Source organism: Flavobacterium akiainvivens, assembly GCF_001278115.1.
GTDB lineage: Bacteria > Bacteroidota > Bacteroidia > Flavobacteriales > Flavobacteriaceae > Flavobacterium > Flavobacterium akiainvivens.
The window spans coordinates 912,251-936,456 of the sequence record NZ_LIYD01000005.1; the positions used below are offsets into that span (position 1 = coordinate 912,251).

Annotated in this window: 20 protein-coding genes and 1 pseudogene; 3 read left to right on the forward strand and 18 right to left on the reverse strand. The window is 40.7% G+C overall.

Annotated features, from left to right (window positions below; all coding sequences use genetic code 11):
* Positions 1-15: 15 nt before the first annotated feature.
* Positions 16-1,629, forward strand: a complete 1,614-nt coding sequence (locus AM279_RS04180) for a hypothetical protein (RefSeq protein ID WP_054406390.1) — start codon at positions 16-18, stop codon at positions 1,627-1,629.
* Between the two features lie 326 nt (positions 1,630-1,955).
* On the opposite strand, the gene AM279_RS04185 is transcribed toward AM279_RS04180, so the two are convergent.
* The 5 genes and pseudogenes from AM279_RS04185 to AM279_RS04200 all read right to left on the reverse strand — a co-directional run.
* Positions 1,956-2,978: an NAD-dependent epimerase/dehydratase family protein gene (locus tag AM279_RS04185; protein ID WP_054406391.1), complete on the reverse strand. Its 1,023-nt coding sequence runs from the start codon at positions 2,976-2,978 to the stop codon at positions 1,956-1,958.
* 12 nt (positions 2,979-2,990) lie between these two features.
* Entirely contained in the window at positions 2,991-3,218 is a 228-nt protein-coding gene (locus tag AM279_RS21045) for a Dabb family protein (protein WP_083414784.1), read from the reverse strand.
* Complete coding sequence (locus tag AM279_RS20865) at positions 3,175-3,321, reverse strand: antibiotic biosynthesis monooxygenase family protein (RefSeq protein ID WP_236688489.1); 147 nt, start codon at positions 3,319-3,321, stop codon at positions 3,175-3,177. The genes AM279_RS21045 and AM279_RS20865 overlap by 44 nt, the downstream gene beginning before the upstream one ends.
* A gap of 34 nt (positions 3,322-3,355) precedes the next feature.
* Complete coding sequence (locus AM279_RS04195; protein WP_201782527.1) at positions 3,356-4,390, reverse strand: zinc-dependent alcohol dehydrogenase family protein; 1,035 nt, start codon at positions 4,388-4,390, stop codon at positions 3,356-3,358.
* A 117-nt stretch (positions 4,391-4,507) separates the two neighbouring features.
* Positions 4,508-5,443 (reverse strand): annotated as a pseudogene (locus AM279_RS04200) (zinc-binding dehydrogenase); the annotation flags it as partial.
* 150 nt (positions 5,444-5,593) lie between these two features.
* On the opposite strand from AM279_RS04200, the gene AM279_RS04205 reads away from it, so the two are divergent.
* Entirely contained in the window at positions 5,594-7,003 is a 1,410-nt protein-coding gene (locus AM279_RS04205; protein ID WP_054406394.1) for an aminotransferase-like domain-containing protein, read from the forward strand.
* 324 nt (positions 7,004-7,327) lie between these two features.
* Here the strand turns inward: AM279_RS04205 and AM279_RS04210 are convergent, their stop codons facing one another.
* The 10 genes from AM279_RS04210 to AM279_RS04250 form a co-directional block, all read right to left on the reverse strand.
* A complete protein-coding gene (locus AM279_RS04210; RefSeq protein WP_425319182.1) occupies positions 7,328-8,011 on the reverse strand; it encodes an ORF6N domain-containing protein in 684 nt (227 codons plus the stop codon).
* Positions 7,953-10,046, reverse strand: a complete 2,094-nt coding sequence (locus tag AM279_RS04215; protein WP_054406395.1) for a type IA DNA topoisomerase — start codon at positions 10,044-10,046, stop codon at positions 7,953-7,955. Before AM279_RS04215 ends, AM279_RS04210 begins: the two co-directional genes overlap by 59 nt.
* Positions 10,047-10,052: 6 nt before the next feature.
* Entirely contained in the window at positions 10,053-11,513 is a 1,461-nt protein-coding gene (locus AM279_RS04220; RefSeq protein ID WP_054406396.1) for a DUF3945 domain-containing protein, read from the reverse strand.
* Positions 11,514-11,598: 85 nt separating this feature from the next.
* Positions 11,599-11,907 (reverse strand): helix-turn-helix domain-containing protein, encoded by a 309-nt coding sequence (locus tag AM279_RS04225; RefSeq protein WP_002978404.1) that lies wholly within the window; start codon positions 11,905-11,907, stop codon positions 11,599-11,601.
* A gap of 12 nt (positions 11,908-11,919) precedes the next feature.
* A complete protein-coding gene (locus AM279_RS04230; RefSeq protein ID WP_054406397.1) occupies positions 11,920-12,273 on the reverse strand; it encodes a helix-turn-helix domain-containing protein in 354 nt (117 codons plus the stop codon).
* 249 nt (positions 12,274-12,522) lie between these two features.
* Positions 12,523-13,368 (reverse strand): RteC domain-containing protein, encoded by an 846-nt coding sequence (locus AM279_RS04235; RefSeq protein WP_054406398.1) that lies wholly within the window; start codon positions 13,366-13,368, stop codon positions 12,523-12,525.
* Positions 13,369-13,823: 455 nt separating this feature from the next.
* The gene (gene ettA, locus AM279_RS04240) at positions 13,824-15,515 is read right to left on the reverse strand and encodes an energy-dependent translational throttle protein EttA (protein WP_054406399.1); all 1,692 of its coding nucleotides are present in this window, start codon (positions 15,513-15,515) and stop codon (positions 13,824-13,826) included.
* A gap of 52 nt (positions 15,516-15,567) precedes the next feature.
* On the reverse strand, positions 15,568-15,957 hold the full coding sequence (locus tag AM279_RS04245) for a four helix bundle protein (RefSeq protein ID WP_054406400.1): 390 nt from the start codon (positions 15,955-15,957) through the stop codon (positions 15,568-15,570).
* Between the two features lie 43 nt (positions 15,958-16,000).
* On the reverse strand, positions 16,001-16,177 hold the full coding sequence (locus tag AM279_RS20450; protein WP_236688537.1) for a CAL67264 family membrane protein: 177 nt from the start codon (positions 16,175-16,177) through the stop codon (positions 16,001-16,003).
* Between the two features lie 59 nt (positions 16,178-16,236).
* Complete coding sequence (locus tag AM279_RS04250) at positions 16,237-17,067, reverse strand: CvfB family protein (RefSeq protein ID WP_054406401.1); 831 nt, start codon at positions 17,065-17,067, stop codon at positions 16,237-16,239.
* A gap of 104 nt (positions 17,068-17,171) precedes the next feature.
* On the opposite strand from AM279_RS04250, the gene AM279_RS04255 reads away from it, so the two are divergent.
* On the forward strand, positions 17,172-18,599 hold the full coding sequence (locus AM279_RS04255) for a rhomboid family intramembrane serine protease (RefSeq protein ID WP_054406402.1): 1,428 nt from the start codon (positions 17,172-17,174) through the stop codon (positions 18,597-18,599).
* Here the strand turns inward: AM279_RS04255 and menD are convergent, their stop codons facing one another.
* From menD to ccsA, 3 genes are all read right to left on the reverse strand, one after another.
* On the reverse strand, positions 18,600-20,258 hold the full coding sequence (gene menD, locus AM279_RS04260) for a 2-succinyl-5-enolpyruvyl-6-hydroxy-3-cyclohexene-1-carboxylic-acid synthase (protein ID WP_054406403.1): 1,659 nt from the start codon (positions 20,256-20,258) through the stop codon (positions 18,600-18,602). It abuts the gene before it with no gap.
* Between the two features lie 99 nt (positions 20,259-20,357).
* The gene (locus tag AM279_RS04265) at positions 20,358-20,954 is read right to left on the reverse strand and encodes a glutathione peroxidase (protein WP_394331214.1); all 597 of its coding nucleotides are present in this window, start codon (positions 20,952-20,954) and stop codon (positions 20,358-20,360) included.
* A 28-nt stretch (positions 20,955-20,982) separates the two neighbouring features.
* Entirely contained in the window at positions 20,983-24,147 is a 3,165-nt protein-coding gene (gene ccsA / locus AM279_RS04270) for a cytochrome c biogenesis protein (RefSeq protein WP_054406405.1), read from the reverse strand.
* Positions 24,148-24,206 lie beyond the last annotated feature (59 nt).

Genomic DNA, 24,206 nt, shown 5'->3' on the forward strand with positions numbered 1-24,206 from the left:
ATACCGGGAAAGAATATGGCTAAAAAGGATTTTGAGAGTAAGAAACCAAACAATATTGCAGAATATATAAGCCTTGCAAATGATATATCCGACTTCCAAAACAGATTGATAGCAATAGATTTCTTTTCAAAGTATAAATGCTTTGACAGCAAAAAAGAATTGTATCGTTTGATGAAAACGGACAGAATATTTGAAGTTAAAGAGCAAGCCTTTAGAGCATTGCAAAATCTTGGCGAAGATGTAAGATTGACTAAAAAAAAGAAAGGAAAACCAGTTAAAACCATTAATGATAAACTTTTGATTTTGCACAATTCATTTAATGGCGACCCTTATACGATAACAGATTTCAAGATAAAGTTTAAATATTTATATCCTTACATTTATGATATTTATAATTATGAAAAGAAGTCAAAGTTTGACAGCTTTATAACAAGCTCAATTAAGACATTCGCAAAGACTAAAATAAAGCACAATTATTCCATCAACCTCAGTTTTTCGGCTCATGATACTTCAATTACTAAGGAAGTTTTTGAAATGGAATATCAAGGAAGTTCAGATACAAATGACGAGTTAGTAGTTGAGAACAATAAGCTAACCATTAAGTGCAATAGAACTGCAAAAATCAATCTTATAAACATTGTTTTTTCGGAAAGCAATTCTATTCATAATCAGATTATAAAATCTCTGATATATTATTATATTCGAGTAAACCGTTTTATTCCTATTCAGGAGATCTCCATTAACCGAATAAAGCAGACAGGAGAAGAAGCAATACTTTCGTTGCCAACCGCAAAAATTGATATTGAACAGATATTGAACGATAAGTTTCAAGGCGTTGATATTCCAACTGCCAATATCGTCGACATATTTAAGATTAATGATAAATCCAACGCAATCCAATATGCTTTAACTTATCTTTTGAAGTCAAAAATTACCAATGAAGAGAGCGAGCGTTTTGAAAAGCTGTGGAAGTCTTTTAATTCAATATATTACTACTTTGGAAATGGTGCAAATGAAAATGAATGCCATCGTTTAATGAGAGATTTTATACTTGCCGATCCAACATTATTCTCAAAATCATTGCATAAGGCAAGAACCATTACGGCTAAAGAACTTCGGGAAAAAGTTCGTTTCTATGAGCTACTAAGTAATGATTACGACACAAAAGAAAAGATTGTTTCTTTTATTGCATTTATCTTCAGGTATCACAATCCGGTTATTTGTAAAAACCTATTTGATAATATCAGTTATTTTGAAGCTGATTTAAAAGATATTTTCAATCTGGATAAAGTTGAAAGTAAGTTTAATAAGTTCGACTATATCAAAGAACTTTATCATAACAATAAGTCTTCGGCAGACAATGAAATAATCTTTAAGAAGATTAAAGAATACTTAAAGGATAAAGTTAAAAATCCAGTAGCAAATACCGAATTGGAAATTATTATATTCATCTGTATAAAATACTGTTACTATTTACGAAACAAGATATTTCACGCAGAAAAACAAGATTTAACTTTTAGGTTTGCTAAAAACAACTTGATTTTTGAATTAGAATGGGTAAATGAAATACTGGAAACCCTAATAATCGAATTAATATCTGCTAATTCAAGTTGGACAAGGAGAATTTAATTAAGCTCTATTGAGGAGTGGATATCTCGTCAATAGCGAGTTCTAAACGATGTTTTTGATACTCTAAAAGGGGTTTTTTATCCGTCATTTTGGGTGATTTGGCAGAGTTTTTCATTTATTCTCTTAATTAAAGAGAAACAAAAAACATCATTTAAACAACAATAAAGGCGTATTTTTTACTATTTGTGTGATAGTCACAATATTATCAACAAATATAAATGTTCAATAATTGCCGTTTTTATTCGAAAAACAAAGGGTTTCGGCCCTTTTCATTTCGAATTCTTATACAAATCAATATGCCTTACTGGCTGAGTTCTTACACATAATTATCTATTTAATAGAAAATCCAACATTAGTTCGACATCCCAATCTACACTTTTCAGCATAGCATCCGTGCCTCCCATTTTTGATCGCCATCCTAACTTTTTACCATTTGTGGATTTCACACGAACGTTACTTCCCCAAAACCATCCAGGCTGGAGACCACTGGAAGCAACAGGGTTACTGATTATTTTCTTTAGGTAAAGGATTTCCGCAATTCGATTTGCTACTGACGACCAAGCAAAAAATTCGCTGTCCGGATAATATATTCCCTTCAATCCTTCAGGTGCCAAATCTTCCAATGCTTTATCTAAAACCAGAAGGTAAATCTCGGCCAAATCTTCAACGTGAACATTTGTCCATTGATTTTCTCCACTACCGACAAACATCGCTTTACGGCTCACAAGGGTCTGATATACAAGTCGTGGTATTTGAATTGACATCCATTTTTCGGCAAATATCCCAAGCCCCTTCCCGAATACCGTTGGCGGAACCATTAAATATGTCTTTACCGCCCCTTCTTTTGCATCTGCAAAAACCTCTGCATCAACATGGCGATGGGGAGCATAATCTGGAATGTCAACATGAGATTTAAAATCGCTATCATCCCACAACATTGCGGTTGGGTCTTCAGAAAGCGGGCTTCCCATACCATTAGAATTTTCAGACAATACGCCTGCTCCTGAGGTATGGATCAAAATTGGACGTTCATTCGTTTGTTTGAACCGATGGGTCAGCCCTTGTAAAATAGCAATAGCACTTTGCTGATGATCACAGTTTGCCATGTTAAATACTATAGTGGCTTCCGTTGACTTGCGTTTCAATAGTTCAAAATCATCCAGTGTTCCAATCACGGGAACTATGCCCAAATCTTCCATGGTTTTCGTATCTTCTTTACGACATACTAGCGCTGAAATGATGAACTTACTCAGGTAGTCACGCTGCAACATCAGATGAAGAAAGGTGCCACCGATATAACCGGTTGCACCTGTAATAAAAATTTCGGGTTTCTGTTTGTCGTTTGACATAAAGGCTATAATTTATACCAATTTAGAATTGACAACTAAGAATTTTTCCCAAGTTTCACCGAACTTTCCAAAGAAGTCCATGTGGGTCGGATGATCATAATACAACTGGATATCTTCTTCACGCCTAAAGGTCATATAATGCATAACATCATATTCAGGAGTATCTTTTAATTCTCCCTGAATGGTTAGGCCAGCTTTATGTGGTAGGATATATGGTATTCTTAAGAGCATCAAACCCATCAATGTGTGCCTGAATTGTTTCGGTCGAAGTTTCGTTCTTAAATTTGAAGCATACCACCCTTTGGATGGATGCCTGTTCGGAAGTGTTTATTGCCTCGTTCATATGAATAATTTTAATTTATGGATAAGTAGAAAAATTATGAAACTTTTATAACAAGCTTGCCAAAAGCACCACGTTCGATATGTTTGTAGGCTTCTTTTGCATTCTCAAAATCGTAAACGGTATCTATAACAGGTTTTATATTATGCTCCTGTATCAATAAGTTCATTTGTTCGAAAGCATTTCGGTTTCCGACCAAGATACCGTTGATTCTAACCCCTTTAAACAAAATGGTCAGCATGGCAGCATTTGAATGTGTTCCATTCAGAAATCCGATTACGTGTATCTGCCCGCCAATTGCAGCAGCTTCAACCGATCTTTCAAAGTTTTCACCACCAACAACCTCAAGGATATGATCTACTCCTGCACCCCCGGTAAGCCTTAAAGCTTCCTTATCCCATTCTGGGGTTTTGATATAATTGATCACCTCATCAGCACCCAATGCTTTTGCCTTAGCAAGTTTCTCATCACTGCTGGAAGTCACGATAACTTTTGCCCCCAATGCTTTAGCAAGTTGGAGCGCAAATATTGAAACACCGCCAGTTCCCTGTACTAGAACCGTCTGACCTTTTTCAAGACCACCATGCTCTGTCAACGCAAAAAAAGCTGTCAAAGCTGCGATCGGTAATGTAGCCGCCTCTTCATCCGTAAGAGTTGAAGGAGTAATTACAGCAGCCTGTTCATCCAAAAGTACATATTCTGCTAGTCCACCATTCACTGGCCCACCTAGTCCAGATAATGCTGTTTGAGAGGTATGTTTTTTACCTTTGATCCAACTTCCATATAGGTGTGAAGTAACACGGTCGCCAATGTTGAAGCGGGCTACTTCTGAACCGATCGCTAACACTTCTCCCGCTAGATCAGAAACCGGGGTAAATGGGAACTGCATGATCTCAGGCAGATAAATCTGATCAATAATGGCCTTATCCCTAAAGTTAAGGGATACTGCACCCACCTTTACCAATATTTCATTTTTTGCTGGCGTTGGTATTTCAGTAGTTATTGATTTGAGATTATCCATCCCGAAACCTTGTAATTGCCAAGCTTTCATTGTTTTTATATTTTGTGACATGTTTTTAATTTTAAATATTTACCTAACTTATTTTGATTACAATCTTTCCAAATGCTCATTTTGCAAGGTGTTGGTAGGCTTCTATTGCCTCGTCAAACCCATATACTTTTTCGATTACGGGCTTAATATTATACTGATCAAAGGCTTTGTTCATTTCCTCAAATGCTGTTCTGTTCCCAACGGCAATCCCCTGAATTTTGGTTTGCTTGAAGATTACCTTCATCAAATTCAGATTGGTTGTCTGTCCCGCCAAAAACCCTATTACGGCTATTTGCCCTGTAACCTTTGTAGTTTCTACAGAATCATTTAGTCCTTCACCACCAACAACCTCTAATAGCTGATCTGCCCCTTTCCATTTGTCAGCCTTTGAACTTCCTTCGCCCAATCTGGTGTGGTTATATAATTGATGATCTCATCGGCACCTAGCTCCTGGGCCATTTTTCCTTTCTCATCGCTGCTGGTTGTTGCAATCACTCTGGCACCTAACGAATGTGCAATCTGAATTCCAAATATGGAAACACCACCCGTTCCCTGAATCACCACGGTTTCTTCTGCTTGAAGGTTGCCGTATGTTATCAAGGAATACCATGCGGTTAATGCAGCGATTGGTAATGTAGAGGCTTCTTCATCAGTAAGGGTTTCAGGAGCCAAGACTGCTAATTCTTCATGGATGACCATATATTCTGCCAAGCCACCTGGTAGTGGTGCTCCAAAGCAGAAATCTGGTTCATTTGGTGCAGGTGCTCCCTCGATCCATTTTGAGTAAAGATGTGGTGTTACACGATCTCCGATCTTATATCTTGTTACATTTGTACCAACCTTTACTACTGTCCCAGCAGCATCGGAAACAGGTATCAATTGCTTAGGGATCATGTCTGGTTCATAGATTCCATCGACTATTGCCTTGTCCCTAACGTTTAGCGAAACTGCGCCTACTTTTATCAGCACATCATTTGGACCGACCGTAGGAATTTCTACTGTATCCAGTGTTAGGTTTTCCAATCCAAAAGCTTGCAAACGCCAAGCTTTCATTGTTTTTATATCGTTTGACATTATTTCTTGATTTTGTTCAACAAAGGTGCGGCATTTCAATAAATAAAAACAGTTTCAGATGTTAATTAAAAAAAGGTATCAGATGGATTGCATATAAATTTTTCTTTACTTTGTGAAATAGTGAATTAAGACAATGCATATCGAATAATTATGGTTGGGAAAAGTTTTTTGTATGAACAGGTTGCCGAGAGAATTGAAGCGTCGATAGGAAGACTAATGCTAAAGGGTGGAGATAAGGTTCCTTCAGTCAGAAAACTGAGTGAGGAAATGAACGTAAGCATTAACACAGTCTTTCAGGCATATTCTATTCTGGAAGCAAAAGGCCTGATCGTTTCGAGACCGCGTTCTGGGTATATCATCAATTCATTTTCTAGTTCGTTTCAAGCTCCAAAAGAAGTTTTTAAATTTTCCATCCCATCAACAGTAGAAGTTACTGCTATGGCATCTGCCATGATGAAAAATGCAAAAGAAAATGGTATCGTTAATTTTTCGATCCTTGCTCCGGTAAATGAATTGCTTCCCATCACCAAGCTCAACAAAGCGGTACATGCATCACTTACTTCACTCAGTAATGATAATTTTCAATATCCACTGGTTGACGGGCATCCAAGATTGCTCAAACAGATTGCCAGGAGAACTGGAGATTGGAATACCCCTTTATCTACAGGAAACATCTTGGTAACAAATGGTTGCATGGAAGCCATCAACCTAAGTTTGGATGCAGTTTGTAGACCAGGAGATATTGTAGCGATAGAATCTCCCACTTATCATGGGATACTTCAAAGCTTGGAAAGCAGGGGACTTAGAGCACTCGAAATTGGACTGGATGCTAAAGGTGGCGTGTCGATTGAACTTCTTAGGGAAGCGATTACCAATCAAAAAGTTGCTGCATGTGTCTTTATGCCATCATGCCATAATCCCACGGGAAGTTCAATGACCAATGCGAATAAGCTTTTGCTTGCAGACCTATTGGGTAAACGTGGTATTCCGCTGATCGAAGATGATTCCCTTGGTGAGCTGAATTTCAGTATAGAGAGGTCATTGCCTGTAAAGGCATTTGATAAATATGATAATGTTCTCTATTGTTCTTCATTTTCGAAAACGCTTGCTCCCGGGTTCAGGATCGGTTGGGTATCTGCTGGAAAATATCAGGCAAAAATTGAACGGCTGAAATTCGGCTCTAACATTTCCACCAACCCCGCACTACAGGATGCAATAGGACGTTACTTGGAAAGTGGGCAGTATGAAACACATCTTAGAAAACTGAGATCGGCACTTCAGGGCCAGATGATGAAATATGTTAATGCCATTTCTAATTACTTCCCAAAAGATATAAGGTTGTCACCTCCCCAAGGTGGTCTCAGCATTTGGATAGAACTACCTGAAAACACTGATGCATTCGCTCTACAAAAGGCTGTATTGGGAAAAGGAATTGGAATATGCCCAGGTCATATATTTTCGACCTCTAATTTCTATCATCATTTTATTAGGATAAATTACTGTCCATTATGGAATAGTAAGACAGAAAATGCAGTAATATCTATTTCAAAGCTGATTTAGATTATTTATGGCTGAATTATGGCTTACCTAAAGACGCTTTTTCGCCTAGGCTCCTGTAATCCAATTAGATAATCATGAAATGGTTTAAATGCAACATTTGAAGCATCCTGCTGACTTCAATATCCATTCTTGAAAAGGCAAACCATTTTTTGCCCAGGTCTTTGAGTGATGCCCCGATATGGTAGAGTTCTATATGGTCAATAATCAGAAAACGGTCGTGGGCATCGGAGAAAACCTCAATATCTACCGGAGGATATTGGCTATTGTAGCGTTGTAAATCTAACCGTAACTGAATGCTGATGCTTTTGGTAAGGATTGTAGCAGTTACGCCATTCTACGCTTACCTAATAAGGTAAGTACCGTATCACCCACATAATTATCGAGCAGGATAATAGAATTTTTGGCACTTCGGATAATGTCGGAAACAAAGGCGTAGGCATCAAATACCTGCCCGTTATAGAAAATGCCTTTTTCGCTATAGAGCTTGTCGCTTTCCAAAGCCTTAAATAGCTCTTCAAATTTTTGATCGGCTTCCAGTTGCTTTAACTCGATATTGTCCAAACGATGAAACAAAGAAGCGTTGCTGATAAGCATACGCCGCATTTCTACAAAGGCTTCCATTATTTCCACACTCATTTTAACAGCTATATCCGAACGGAGTATGGCAGATGCCATTGCAACGCCTTGTTCGGTAAAGACATAGGGCAAATAACGTCTGCCGCCGTAGCTTAAACTTGAGGTTCCAATTTGGAACCTCAAGTTTTCAACTTCCTCTTCGGTCAGTTGAAAGCAGAATGATACAGGGAAACGCTCAATATTTCTTTTAACGGCTTTGTTCAGGTTCTTTGTTTCTACCTTATATAAGGCAGCGAGGTTGCTATCCAACATTACCTGTTTGCCCCGGACGGTATAAATCAGGTTCCTGATTTCTTTGGGTACGATTGACGGTTTATTTTCCATTGCTTTTACTGCTTTTGTTTTTCTCAAACTCAAAAGAACTTTCGGCATTTTCTTTCAGTATGATATAAGCATCGAATTTTTTTCCAGCTTTGCTTGTCATTCCTTTAATAAGCGAGGTTTTGCCTTTATTGACAAGATTTATTACATTTTCAATACTGATTTGTACACCGCAGACGGTGCGGAACTGTACCCAGTTACAAGCCTCATCAGGGCATTTCACAATCTTATCACGGATAATGAGCTGCTGACTTTTGCATTTCGGGCAGGTCAGTTTCGGCTGATTGGTGCTTGCAATAGAAGTTTGCAGCAATTCATCAGTAATGGATTTGGCATAGGTTTCCATTTCCTTTTGGAATGTTCCCGCATCCGCATCGTTGTTCTCGATTTTCTGCAATGCCAATTCCCATTCGGCGGTCATTGCCACGTCAGCAATTTTACGTTCTTTGACAAGCCCGTACACCTGCAATCCTTTTTCGGTAGGGATTAAAGAACGTTTATCCCTTTGGATATAATTACGGGTAAACAGGGTTTCTATAATGGCGGCTCTTGTCGCAGGCGTACCGATACCGATATTTTTGAGGGCTTTGCGCTCTTCTTCGTTCTCAATTTTTTTCCCTGCGGTTTCCATAGCCGACAAAAGCCCGGCTTCGGTGTAAAGCACTGGCGGTTTGGTCTGCTTTTCCAAAACGGCAGCTTCCTTTAGGGCAAGTTCGTCGCCTTTACGCAGTTCAGGTAATTCCTGCACTGGTTCTTCGCCATCGTCCGTAAAACTCCCTTTAATGGAACGCCAACCCGCTTCCTGAATTTTACAGCCTTTTGCCGTAAAGCCGTAATGCAATACCTGTAATGATACATCGGTTATTTCTTTGACACAGGCTTGCGATATGGCTTCGAGCAACCGAAGCGCAATCATATTGTAAATCTTGTTTTCGTCTGCATTAAGTACGGACGGTACTTTATCCGTAATCAACAAACCGTGATGGTCTGTTACACGGAGGTCATTCACGATACGTTTATTGAACCGTCCCCATTTGATTTTGGTAAGGGCTTGCTTGCAATCCTGACGGTTCTGCAAAGCCCGCACAAGGTTGGAAATTTCTGCCCACATATCTTCAGGAATGTATTTGCTTCCGGTACGTGGGTACGTGATGAATTTCTTTTCGTAAAGACTTTGGGCAATGTTTAGGGTTTCATCGGCTGATAAGCTTAGCTTTTTATTGGCTTCTTTTTGCAACCCAGTAAGGTCGAACAATAAAGGCGGTTGTTCCGTAACGCTTTTGGTTTCTACCGATGTGACGGTTGCCGTTGCGCCACGCTGAATAGCTTTAAGGGTATCATCGGAAAGCTGCTTTTCGTCCCATTTGGTTGCGGAAATACTTTTGAAATCAACCTGGGCTTTGTTATGCGTTAATTGTACCTGCCAGTATATCTTTACCGTGAAATTCATATTGTCGAGGTAGCGTTTGCATATCAAAGCCAGTGTGGGCGTTTGCACTCTTCCGAGCGAATAGATACCGTTTCCTGCGGCAATGCTCAATGCCTGCGTAGCATTAATGCCCACAAGCCAGTCGGCACGGCTTCTGCCTTGCGCTGCCTGATACAGTCCGTCAAATGCTGCCCCATCTTTAAGGTTGTCAAAGCCCTGCTTTATTGCCTTTTCGGTAAGTGAACTTATCCAAAGGCGTTCAAAAGGTTTGCTGCATTTCAGGTATTCATAAATGTACCTGAAAATGAGTTCGCCCTCACGACCTGCATCGGTAGCAACGATAATGCTGTTGCTCTTCGTAAAAAGCTGCTCAATGACTTTCAGTTGCTTTAATGCGCCAGCATCGGCAGCGTACCCTTTGTCTTTTTTGACCTTGCGAACGGTCAATAAAAACGGATTGGGTAATATCGGCAGGGATGTTTTGTCAAATCCCGAAATGCCGTAGTCTTCGGGCATTCCCAGTCCTATTAAATGACCGAATGCCCACGTAACAAAATAGCCGTTACCTGTCAGGTAGCCATCCTTTTTATCGGATGCTCCCAACAAGCCGGCTATCTCTCTTGCTACGCTTGGTTTTTCTGCAATAATTGTTTTCATACTGTATTATATTTTTCTGCCTTTGGATTTTGCAGGCTTGTTGTACTGCTGTTCTTGCTGCTTTTCGTTTTTCGGTCTTCGCTGCCCGGACTTCAAAGGCTCTTGGACGTTCTTAGTCGCTTCGTTGGTTTTACCCTCCGAATTAACGGCAGTCTGCGTTTTATGAGTTTCAGCAGGTTCTACCCGTGCTTTATACTGACCGGGGAACTCAAAGTTGGTCTTTCCGGTATCTTTGTCGAAAGTGATATAACCCTTATACGGTTGGTCTTTTTTATCTTTCAGCTCAACATATATGGTTTGTCCGGCTTTGAACTTGTTATACTGCTCATCATCCAGTTCTTTGCCCCTGAAAGTTCTTGGAGCTTCCTGCGGTTGGCTTTGCTGATTGTTTTGTTGGGTGTTCTGCTGGTTCGTTTGGGCTTGCTGATTGTTGTTGCTTCTGTCAAACAGGAACTCAACGTATCGTTTATCGGCATTGAATTGTACCGTTGCCGAAAATTCCGTTCCTTTCGTGGAAATCATACCCTCTAAGTAGAGTGGTTTGCCCTCCATTAAAGTTTGCTTTTGTTCCTCATTCAGTTTCACACCCTTAATTTCATCGGGAATTTTTATAAACTCCGTGCGCAGTGCAATTACATCATTGGTCAGCCTGTCAATACTGATAATGGACGGCATCAGTTCGCCTGTTTTGGAATTTACGAGATTGACCACACGCCCCATATTGCCCGTTTCGAGCAGGTTTTTCTTGTCTTCGTCCGTAAACTTGTGACTGAAAAACTCAAAGTGCAGATTAGGTTCTTTTTTGATACCGTGTATTGCCACGATAACATTGCCGTCTTCGCCTTGCTGTAAAGACAGGCGGGCATCTGTGCGGAGGATAGAGCCACCGAGGTTAATACCTATCGGTAAAAGCTCATTGGTTTTGTAACCTCGTAACAAAGGGTTGAGCAGGTTTCTTTTTTCAAGATACTCTTTGCTTAATCCGAGGTTTTTCATTGTGTCCCAATCAATCTGCTCCGGCTTGTAGCGGTATTCGCTTGCTTCCGTTGTTGTTTGTGCTGTTGCCATATTATTTTGATTTTCTTGTTTTTTATCCGGTTGGGGTTCTGCTTTCATTTCGTATTCTTTCAGCACTTTTTCGCCCTGTGGAGTAGGCTTATCTACGTGCTTTTGAAGTTCCTGTGCTTTTTCCGCAGCAACCGGGGCAGGCACTTTGAAGAAAGTAAAGTTTGTAGGGTTCTTTAACTGGCTGAAAAAATTGGAAAAGAAGTTGGAAAAGAAATCGCCGCTTTTATCCACACGCATAAACTGGTTTTGATTTTTTTTCGTGGGGTCAACGGTTTCCATTTTTCCGTTTTCGTCGATACTTTTTACTGCCTGGATTTTCATTTTCTCTTTATCCAGTACAAGTAATATGTCCGAAAGCTGTTCGGGCATTTCCTGCTTAGTTGTTGTTTCTTCGCTCATAGTATGAAAATTTTAAAATTTCACGGTCGAATGTAAAGGAAGCCTTCACTGATTTGCACTATGTGGCACTCAAAGGCAGTGTTTGTCACTTATTGGCATCCAGTTTGGGCAAGGGTGGGTTAAAACTTTCCCTGATGAACTGATGTACATCAGACAGCTTGTAATACAGTTTTCCGCTAATGGTATAATAAGGGAGTTTGCCTATGGAGCGATACCGTTGCAGGGAACGGTTACTTATTTTCAGCATTTGCAATAAATCCTGATTATCAAGTAACTCTTCGCCGTCTATGCTGTTCCGTTTCTTTTGTAAATCGTCTATGTGGTTGCCGAGAATGTCCAGCCTGTCCATTATGCGTTCCATCCACGCCACAAATTCCATTTTGTCGATATTCATACGGATACGCTTTTAATGATTACCTGATTTCAGCTTTCTGCCTTTTTCGATATAGCTTTTGCCTTTCGCCATAAGCTGCTCCACATATTCATCGGTAGTCTGCACAGCGTTAGCGTTGAGCATTTCCTTGATAGCACCAATGGTATAGTAATACTGTCCGTACATTTTTGAAAAGGCTATCTGCCCGTTGGTGCGCATACGCCACAATGTTTTTTCGCTGATGTGGAGATACTGGCAGACTTCGTGATTGTTAAGCCATAAGCTGTCGTAGCTTGTATCTTCCAGTTTGAGGATATATTCGCTAATGGCTTTCAACCGTTCGTTGAGGTACTTCCAAACTTCTTCGTCAATTGTTATAATGTTCATAGCACTGTTGTTTAATATTCACAGGACAAAATTCAGAAGTGTGGTAGTGTTTGTTTGCCAATGCTTGCCCATTGGTTTGGCACTTTTTTGATTTTTTTTGCAATGAGAAAAACCCTTGTAAAACAAGGATTTCAGTGTGTTGCTCCTATTTTCAAATAGCCTTCTGCCAGCATTTGCCAATTGGCAGATATGGGCAAATAAAAAGCAGTACATTTTGTATACTGCTTTCAAACGCCTTTGCTGATATTGCTAAAAGTCCTTATCCATATACTCTTCGAGGGAAATTTTGATCTGGTCTAAAAACACCGTTCGGGAGCCTGCCCTTGTTTTCATCCGGTGGAAAGAATGATGTATGTCATTTAAGGAGGTTCGGAATAAGATTTGAAAAATCAATGCTAATTTTCTTATGCCTATTTTACCGTGCGCAATGGATTTTGAAGCGTACAGCGCATAAATCAATTCTATAAGTGCATTTTGCGAATTAGTCCACGAAATATCTTTATTCGCATCTCCGTTTATTAAAATGGTGTCAGGATTTTTTCCGGGATTTATTTTGGTAAGCAAATAGGTATAAAGTAATTCATTGGCGATAATATGGGCGACTTTGTTATCGTAATAAGTTGAAAAGCTAAGATCAATTTCAAATACAGTACTTTTTAAACCATCATGGTAATTGATTTTTCCGAGCCTGAAATAACAATGGTCTCGATCAATCCTACCTGCACGGTAATACCTGTAAAAATCCTCATTGGATATGCTTTCTTTATATTCGGATTTAAGGATTTTAAGTTGATTTTCAAAATAGCTTTGGTGTATTCTTCCGGTACTTACCGGGCAGCTAGTTTCAATACGGAATACTTTATTGTAATAAATGAGTTTTCCTAAAATCTGCGGTTTAATGTTCCTGAAAAAATTAATTTCCTGCTGTTCGTCTTTAAACCCGGTTTGTAAGACTTTCATCTTTACAGTAAACAGCATTTCATTTAGGAATAAGGTCATTTGGTAAGCCTCTTCCGCTGTTCGCATCATTTTGGATGACAACTTGTCCTCTTGATGCCGGATTTTTGATAGTATTTCATTCAACACGATTTCCATAGCGCAAGCATTTTAGAAGTTTGTACTATTTGTTTCAGAGCTACATCTAAAAAATTTTAGTAACCCAAAATTTGAAAATTCTAATGAAACCAATCTCACAGATTACCCCATATTGGGGAATATTTTTTTGAAAGGGCAATACGATAAAAGGGTAAAGTCTTAATATACTTTACCCTTTTATTTATTAAATTTGCAGTAATGATTTACAAGGTAATCAGATGAAATAGAGTGCAGTAAGCACCATTACTAAATCGTTACCAAAAGCACTTCCGGTTATTGTAAACTCTTCTCTATTAGCCACTTTTGGCTTTATTAATCTTTTTTTATAAAAAAGGAACTGATAATATAATCCAGATTATCCGCATACTTCATCAAATGATGGATATACCCAAAAAAATATAAAAAAAACGCCCCTGTAGTTACAGAGGCGTTCAATTTTATCTCAAAACCGTTTATTAACGGATTAGCTTCTTGTACTTAATACGCTTAGGTGTAAGGTCGCCGCCAAGGCGTTTTTTGCGGTTTTCTTCATATTCAGAGAAGCTGCCTTCAAAGAAATACACTTCAGAGTCACCCTCAAACGCCAGTATGTGCGTACACACCCTGTCAAGGAACCACCTGTCGTGGCTTATGATTACCGCACAGCCTGCAAAGTTATCAAGGCCTTCTTCAAGCGCACGTAATGTATTAACGTCAAGGTCGTTGGTAGGCTCATCCAGCAGGAGTACGTTACCTTCTTCCTTAAGCGTAATGGCAAGGTGCAGCCTGTTGCGCTCACCACCCGAAAGAGCACTTACTTTTTTGTTCTGGTCGCTTCCGCTAAAGTTAAAACGGCTCAGGTAAGCACGGCTGTTAACCTGCCTGCCGCCCATCATAATCAGCTCCTGTCCATCGGCAAAGTTTTCCCATATTGTTTTGTCTGGGTTAATGTTGGCGTGGCTTTGGTCAACGTAAGCAATCTTAACGGTTTCGCCCACTTTAAACTCGCCTTTATCGGGGGTTTGTTCGCCCATTATCATGCGGAAAATAGTAGTTTTACCGGCACCGTTTGGCCCAATAATACCTACAATACCCGCCTGTGGCAATGTGAAGTTAAGGTTGTCATACAGCAGCTTATCGCCAAATGCCTTGGCAACGCCCTGCGCCTCAATAACGTTAGTACCAAGCCTTGGGCCGTTTGGTATGTAAAGCTCTAACTTTTCGTCAAGCTCTTTCTGGTCTTCGTTTAATAGCTTGTCATAGTTTTGTAGACGCGCTTTTTGTTTGGTCTGGCGGCCTTTGGCTCCCTGGCGCACCCAGTCAAGCTCTCGCTCAAGGGTTTTGCGGCGCTTAGAAGCCGTTTTCTCTTCCTGTTCAAGGCGTTTAGCCTTTTGGTCAAGCCAAGATGAGTAGTTGCCTTTCCACGGAATACCCTCTCCCCTGTCAAGCTCCAGGATCCATCCGGCTACGTTGTCAAGAAAATAACGGTCGTGCGTTACGGCAATTACCGTACCTGCATATTGCGATAAGTGCTGCTCCAGCCATAGTACGCTCTCGGCATCAAGGTGGTTGGTAGGTTCGTCAAGCAACAGTACATCAGGTTGTTGTAATAGCAAACGGCATAGTGCCACACGCCTTTTCTCACCACCTGAAAGTACGCTTATAGGTGTATCGGCCTCAGGAGTGCGCAGTGCATCCATTGCAATTTCAAGCTTGGTATCAAGCTCCCATGCACCGGCGGCATCAATTTTATCCTGAAGCGCAGCCTGGCGGTCCATAAGCTTCTGCATCTTGTCGGCATCCTCATACACCTCCGGCAGCATAAACTGGTCGTTAATGGCGTTAAATTCGTCAAGAATGGCAACGGTTTCGGCCACGCCTTCGCGAACAACTTCTATAACCGTTTTGTTTTCGTCTAATTGAGGCTCCTGCTCAAGGTAGCCCACTGTGTAGCCCGGTGAAAACACTACATCGCCCTGGTAGCTCTTGTCTACCCCGGCTATGATTTTTAAAAGGGTTGATTTACCCGAACCGTTAAGGCCCAGGATACCTATTTTAGCCCCGTAAAAGAAGCTCAGGTATATATCTTTCAGTACCGGTTTTTGTGCGCCCTGGTAGGTTTTGTTTACCCGGGACATCGAAAAAATTACTTTCTTATCGTCGCTCATTTTTTATGTTCGATTGTTTATAGTTCATTGTTTATGGTTGTGGGCTTGGTAATTATTTAAACTTCAGGCCTTTCATTTCACTGTTGAGTAAATAATTAATCATGGCGCCAATTTTATTTTTCACTAATTCACACTGATCGTTCAATTTTAGATGTTGTTCTTCAGAAATCAGTTTTTTATCGAACGCCCTGTAAGATTGTGATTTTACTTCTCCGCACGAACCTTTAGAGATACTAAGAAATTGTATAAATTCTTTATTGCCTCCCCTCTCAAAACCTTCGGCAATATTATCCATAATACTACCTGAGCTCCTTTCAATCTGATTTCTAATTGCATAATTGCCTCCCAAAGGCGTAGTTTGAAAAAGTACTTCAACATATCGGCACAATTCTCTCGAATACTGCCAAATCTGTAACTCTTCAAACTTATTTATTTTCGCCATGAGTGGAAACAATGAACAATGAACACTAAACTATGAACTTAACTTATACGCGCCCTTTGAGCGCGTTAAACACCCATGCAATAGAGAAAAAGCCTATGCCCACGGCGCCAAAGCCATAGCCGGCTACATCGTCATATTTAAAGGCCCCAAGGCATACAAGCAAAACACCCATTATAACCATAATAAGCGTGGCCCAGCCCAGTACCGTATTTTTATTCATCATTTTTTCTATCCATTTAAAAAACAAATATCGGCAATTTAAACTATGTTGCCAACAGCCTATTTTACAAGATAAATCCCGTCTTCTTTTATTTCAATCAGCCTTTGCTTGTAGAGCGAGCCAACAGCCTTTTTAAAGGCTTTTTTGCTCATTTTTAGTACGGTCTTAATATCTTCAGGGTGGCTGTCATCAGTAAGGCGAAGAAAACCACGGCTGGCGCGCAGTTCATCCAGTATTTTTTCGGCATTAGGCTCTATGGCTTCAACACCGGCTTTTACAAGGCTTACATCAACCTTATTACCGGGGCGTATAGTTTTTATAAAACCGGTAAGGCGTTCGCCAAGCCTTAAATCATCATATACTTCGTTTTTGTAGATAAGGCCTTCGTGCTTTTCGTTGATTATTACATTAACGCCCATATCAGTAAACCGCGATACAATAAGGTCAACTTCCTCGCCTTCAGTCACAGTCAGTTCTTCATTATCCAGAAACTGGCTTATCTTACTGCTGCCCACAAGGCGGTTGCTCTTTTCATCAAGGCTCATGTATATAAGGTAACGTTTGCCTTCTTCCATAGGCCTGGCCTGCTCGCGGAAAGGCACAAACAAATCTTTCTCAAGGCCCCAGTCCATAAACGCCCCAAATTTATTTATATAGCTGACCCTTAGCAATGAAAATGAATCAAGTTCAATGTACGGTTTAAGTGTAGTAGCTACTTTTCTCTCTTCCTGGTCAAGGTATACAAACACAGTAAGCTCCTGCCCCTGCTCCCAATCTTTGGGCACATACTTGTTAGGCAGCAGCACATCGTTAGTACCATCGGTAAGAAAGAGGCCCACAGTAGTACTGCGGTCTATTTTAAGGGTATTGTATTTTCCGGTTTCAATCATTATCATGTAATTGCAGTGCGCAAAGGTACAATTTAGGCGCTAACTTATGTATGCCTTTGCAGGATAATATCTATTGGGTTATATTTACAGTAAGAATAAAATTGATGGACAACGCGCACAACCATAACGGCACAATGCCTGACGAAGCTTTTATTGTAGCTGCCTTTAACGCTGTAAACAACCTTAAGTGGAAAATAAAACACATAACCAGGCAGGGTATAATAGCAGCTCCGGCTGAGGGACAGGACATAAGGATTATTAAAACCGAAGAAGGCATAAACATTGCCGCAAAAGGTGGCGATAGCGATACTGCCCGGCATAACGTTGAAACCCTGAAAACCGCCTTTGAGTATACCGTTACCCATTTAGACCCTCATACCATTCATAATCATTATTATGCACTATCACAACGTTTTGAAAAAGACAGTGCATTAACAGATGGCAAACAATCTGAAAGCTTCCTGCAGTTTTTTGTACCTACTAGAAATTATTTATTTACCCCTTTTATTATATATGCCAACGTACTGATTTTTATACTGATGGTTATTAAAGGGATGGATTTTTTTAAGCCCGACGGCGAAATAATGGTTGCTTGGGGTGCCAACTTTAAGCCTTATACATTAAATGGCGAATGGTGGCGATTGGTAACCTCCTGTTTCCTTCATTTTGGTATATTACACCTGGCAGTAAATATGTATGCACTACTCTATATAGGCGTTATGCTGGAGCCACTCATTGGCAAATGGCGTTATATAACAGCTTATCTCTTAACAGGTGTAGCATCAAGCGCTTTAAGTCTTTATTGGAATAACTTTGGTGCGAGTGCAGGTGCTTCAGGTGCTGTATTTGGTATGTATGGTATGTTTATAGCTATGCTGCTTAGCGGTATAGTTAACAAACAGTTCCAAAAAGAGCTTTTAGCAAGTATGGCAGGGTTTGTTATTATTAACCTGTCTTTTGGTTTTGCAGCATCGGGCATTGACAATGCCGGGCATATAGGCGGATTGCTGAGCGGCATACTCATTGGCTTTGTAATGGTACCGGGCCTGAAAAAGCCCAAAAACATATCCTTAAAGCTTGCAGGCTATATAGGGGCACTAATAATTGGGCTGGGTTCAGGATGGTTTGCTTATAATTATGCTACAGATCATATTGCGGAATACAATAAGCTTAGAAATGAATTGTCTCAAAATGAAAAGCTTGCTGTTAATCAACAACAGGCTATGATAAACAGTACTGACTATAATAAGATTGCCAATGCAATACGCACTAAAATACTTCCTTACTGGAAAAAAAATAAAGAAATAAACGCCAAAATTGCCTCACTTGATTTACCAGAATCTATTAGTAATGAACAAAACCTTATTGTAAAATATACTGATTTACGAATAAATTACTACACTTTGCTACTCAAAGGCATAGATGAAAAGAGTAAGGCTTATGATAATGACCTCCTTCAAATTAACAATGAAACCCAGTCGATAATTAATGAGGTTAATGCGTTACGTAATAAATCTGAAGTAAAGCCTTAATTAAACCAATTCTTTAAAGTACTGTAACAACACCTTATCATTTTCCAGCATTGGGGTAAACACCTCAAGCAGCTGTGGCTGGTTATCATCCGCAAAAAAAGCAGGTAAACTTACCAACAAATCATCTTCATTATGGGCTGTAGTGTAATTAAAGCCGTACATTTTAGACAGGTGTTCAGCAGTCAGGTTGTGTGTGGTTTCAAAATAAGTATTAAATACAGGGGTTTCTTTGTGGCCCGGCAATATCCTGAAGATGCCACCACCGGCGTTGTTTATCAATATAATTTTGAAGTCTTTAGGGATATAACTGTTCCATAAAGCATTACTGTCATATAAAAAGCTTACATCGCCTGTAATAACCACATTAGGTTTACCGCTACCCACAGCAGCCCCTATTGCCGTGCTGGTACTGCCGTCTATACCGCTGGTGCCACGGTTGCAAAACACCTCTACCCCGGGCTTTATATCAAACAATTGTGCATACCTGATAGCCGAACTGTTACTTATCTGCACCTGGCTGCCATGAGGCAATGCAGGTAAAATACGTTCAAAAACCTTAAGGTCGCTAAAGGGGATTTTACCCAGGTACTCATCGTGCTTTACTTTACGGAATTCCTTCATATCCTGCGCCATGCGGTTGTAGTTGCTTTCTACAGCTTTGGTTTGTGGCAAAAATGCAGTCAGGAATTCATTAGGCTCTGCTTCAAAATGGCGGGTAAGCGCACCAAAAGTATCATAAGCACGCAGGCAGTCTACGTGCCAGTGGTCGGCAGGCTTGTATTTGCGCAGCCATGCCTTTACCCTTTTACTCACCACCATACCGCCAAAAGTAAGCAGTACATCCGGCTTCCATGCTTCAAAATCCTCAGCCGTAAAAGGGGTTATTATAGTATCAATACTGTTTAAAAACGTTGGGTGGTGCAGGTTGCTGGTGGTTTCGGTCATTACCACCACACTTGGGTCGGCAGCCAATTGGCTTATTATGGCCTCATCTATACTGCCGGGTTCGTTTACCCCTACCAGCACCAGTTTTTTAGCAGCAGAGTTCCATTTATCAAGATAATACTCCAGGTAGTTGTCAAACTTCCTTTCCTCCTGCGGCACATAATGCACCTGTACATTAACCGAAAGCTCTTCAACCGTTTCATACAGTGGCTCTTCAAACGGGGCATTAATATGCACGGGGCCGTTTTTAAATTTGGCAACGGCAATAGCCTCATTTATAAGCGCATCATTTTCCTCAGAGGCTTCTTCGTTAAGGTTGGCGCTAAACAGTATATGGTTAGCATATACGTTTTCCTGACGTATGGTTTGCCCATCGCCTATATCAATCTTATCATGCGGCCTGTCTGCAGAAATAACAATAAGGGGAATCTGGCTGTAAAAAGCCTCGGCTACAGCCGGATAATAATTCAGCAATGCCGAGCCTGAAGTACACACTACAGCTACCGGTTTCTTTAGCTGCTGGGCAAGCCCCATACCAAAGAAAGCGGCACAGCGCTCATCGGCAATACTATAGCAGGTAAATTCAGGATTATTGGCAAAGCCTATGGTTAGTGGCGCATTGCGCGAACCGGGAGATATAACAACATTAGTTATCCCTTTGGCAAGGCATATTTGTATAATGCTCTGTGCCAAAGGTATTTTAGGGTAAATCATGTTAGCCCCCCCAACCCCCAAAGGGGGCATTTCCTCTCCGTACTGAAAGCAGGAGTAAGAATCCCCCCTTTGGGGGTTAGGGGGCTTATGGGTTTATATTTACGAGTTAATCCACTCTGTTACAGACTCATCATCCGGAAGCGTTTTAGGGCCTACTACCCTTTCCAGCATACCGTTTTCGTTAATCAGGTATTTCTGGAAGTTCCACTCCACTTCGCTGTCCTGTAGCCCGTTCTTTTCTTTTTGTGTAAGAAACTGGTATATAGGTGCCATATCATCGCCCTTAACCGATATCTTTTCCATCATAGGGAAGGTAACACCATAGTTAAGTTTGCAAAATGAAGCAATTTCATCGTTAGTACCCGGTTCCTGAGAGGCAAAGTTATTGGCAGGGAAACCAATAATTACAAAATTTTTGCTGCTGTATTCTTTATACAGTTTTTCAAGGCTTTCATACTGTGGGGTTAAGCCACATTTAGAAGCCGTGTTTACAATCATTACTTTTTTGCCTTTAAGGGTTGCAAAGTCAAACTCCTTGCCGGTAATATCTTTTACTTTATACTGGTATATTGAGTGTACAGCCATATCTTTCTTATTTTCTGTCCTGTGGGTTGAAGTAAATGATTTTTTGTGCTCGCAGTTGCAAAAGCTTACTGCAAGCAGGCTAACCGCCGATAATATCAAATTTTTCATCATTTCAAAATTTACATTAAAGGTATAAAAATTACTTCTTTTTAAGGTGTTTACGGTACTGAATGTTTGCCAGTGTGCCAATTATAATTCCACCCAGTGCCATGTAGTAAAAATAAGCCGGTGTGCGCATTTCGCCACTTGCATAACTGTGCAGGCCTGTAAGGTAGAAGTTTACACCAAAATACGTCATAAGTATAGATGCAAATGCAAACACACTAAAGAAGTTAAAAATCCACGTGCCACGTAGTGCCGGTACAAAACGCATGTGTATTACAAACGCATATACCATAATACTTACCATAGCCCAGGTTTCTTTAGGGTCCCAACCCCAGTAACGGCCCCAGCTTTCGTTAGCCCATTGCCCGCCAAGGAAGTTACCTATGGCAAGCATTACAAGGCCCACGGTAAGCGCCATTTCGTTTATATAAGTTATCTCTTTTATGTTGATATCCATTTTTGCCTTGTTTTTACTGTTGGTAAAAATCATAAGGAAAAGCGAAAGCAAGCCCAGTATAAACCCAAGGGTAAACGGCCCGTAGCAGGCCACAATTACCGCCACGTGAATCATAAGCCAGTATGAGTTAAGTACTGGCTGCAGGTTAGCAATGCCCGGGTCTGTAAAGTTTAGGTGCGCCACCCAAAGCACAATGGCTGCCACAAATGCCGTGGCTGCAACTGTTAGCTGCGATTTACGGCCAAAGGCAAGGCCAAAGAACATGGTAGCCCAGCCCACATAAACAATAGACTCATAAGCATCGCTCCACGGTGCGTGGCCGGATATGTACCAGCGCATAGCAAGCCCAAGGGTGTGCAAAACAAACATTATGCCTATCAGCACATGGAATACCTTTACCGTAATACCCACCCACTTCTTTTTATTAAAGATGTTTACAATAACAAATGCCATCATCAGGATACCAAAAAGCGCATAGCACTGGTACAGCCTTTCAAATATATGCATTTTGTTATAGCGTATTTCGGCGTCAATTTTGGCTTCAGCAGGCATTACTTCGGCGCCAAATTTTTTCTGGTAGTTTTCCAGGCCGGTAAGTACTTTTTCGGCCGTGCTGTAATCTTTATCCTGTAGCGCTTTTGCAACCGATTCCCAATAGTAAGGTATAATGTTCCTTATGGTATCCATACCTTTTATGCTGTCGCCCATAATCTGGGCATAAGACACCCATTTATGGCCTTTATCATTCGGTATAGGCATTACATTAAACATTTGCCCGCTAAGGGTTAGGTTAAGCAGTACTATTTGCTCATTAAGCAATTTAAAATCAGTATCAAACTTATTCATTTCACGCTTGTGCGCACCTTCTTCCAGCACAGCGCTCAATTTATAGTTGCCCTGTGCATCAAAAAAGTCGCTCATGGCAGCAAATTTTGTATCAAGCGGCAGCCCGGCTACTTTTCTAATACTGCCGTTACCACGGGGTAGCGCTATAACAGGCACATCTACCCAGGCTTCCTGTAACAGCGACATAGAAATAAATGCCTGCTCAGCATTCATACCTTTAAAGGTATCTTTCTTGCTCAGTTTCCTCAGTATTTCAGATGCCATAGTATTCATAGGCACCATACGGCCACCATCCTGCGCTACCAGCTTACCAAAACGTGCTGCGTGCTCAGGGCTTACTTTAGTCCTCTCCAGCATGGTTTCAATTTCGCCTTCAGATGGTTTTGTGTGCGTAGTATGGGTATGGTCATCCTGAGAATATCCGCTAAAGGCAACTAATAGCATTACTGCTGCGGCCATTGCCTTTTTCTTCTCTTTTATCTTATTAAGCTTACGCTCAAGGTCTTTAAATCGGGTGTTTTTATCAAACAGGATTGCCATAAGGCCAATATACAGCAGGAAGTAGCCTATGTAAGACAACCAGGTACCCCAAAAGTCATGGCTTACCGATAGTTTTGTGCCTTTCTCATCTTCGTCAAACCCGCTTTGGAAGAAACGGTAGCCCCTGTAATCCATTACGTGGTTCATATAAATATGGTAATCAAATTTGTCTTTCTTCTCATCATCTATAACGCTAACCTTGCTCTCAAATGAAGAGAAACCGGCAGCCTGCCCCTCCATACCCGGGTAGCGGTTGCCTATAAAATCGTTAAGCTGTATTTTAAACGGAAGTTCGTAGGTTTTACTGCCGTACATAAGGGTAAAATCAAGTTCACCCAGCTTTATGGCTACCGGCATGCCTATCTGGCCTTTACCACCCAGCAGGGTTACTTCTTTTTCCTGTCCGCCGCTTTTTACAGTAACAACAAGGGCGCTTTCTTCTTTGGTTTTAAAATCGCCGTTACTCCTGTATACCTGCTTACCTTTAATGGCAGGCTCAGGGAATACAAACATGGCACCAGCCATATTGTATAACGAACGGAACATAAGCGGCTGTACACTGTCTTTTGCAACAGCCCCCTGAAACCTGTCGGCCATGCGCATATAGTTTCCTTCAAACGGCGCGTTAAAAGTGTACTCATCGCCTGATTTACTTACATTTACCGCACCGGCAGTTTGTTTATTAAAGGCAAAAAGTATGTTACTAATATTTTGAACCTCACCAGATTTAAGGTAGTGTTCGCGGCGCTGTCCTGTGGTTTGTTCCACCAGCTTTATGTACTCATCGCCATTGGCATCGGGCACAATAGTGTCTTTTGCGCCAAGTATAAAATCCTTATACTCAACCTCAAAAGGTATTTTATTAAAGCTGTTGGCTAATGTAAAGTGGTTATTGGCAAAAAGCGGAAACTCCTTGCTGCTCATTAAAATAGGCTTTTCAAAAGACAGGCGGCTCATACCTCCCTGGTATTCACCATCTACCAATACGGTCAGGTAAGGCTTATCGCTGTAAAAGTGGCTTTCGGTAGCGCCCTCGCGAATGGGCATCATACCCTCATAGCTTATATATCGGGTTACAAATGCCCCCAGTATTATAAGTATAAACGAAAGGTGCAGCAGCAGTGTAGCCCACTTTTCTTTCTTATGAAGCTGGTAACGCTTAATGTTGCCAAAAAAGTTGATTACAAAAATTACCATTATGGCTTCAAACCACTTGGTATTGTAAATAAAAACGCGGGCAGTTTCGGTATTATAGGCGTCTTCAATAAAGGTACCTATACCCATGGCAGCAGCAAAAACAACAAATAGCACGGCCATTAAACGGGTGGAAGAAAAGAAGGCAATAATCTTATCCATGTGTGTATGGGTAGTATTTTGATATAAATTGCCGCAAAAATACGGCAAAAGTTCAATTT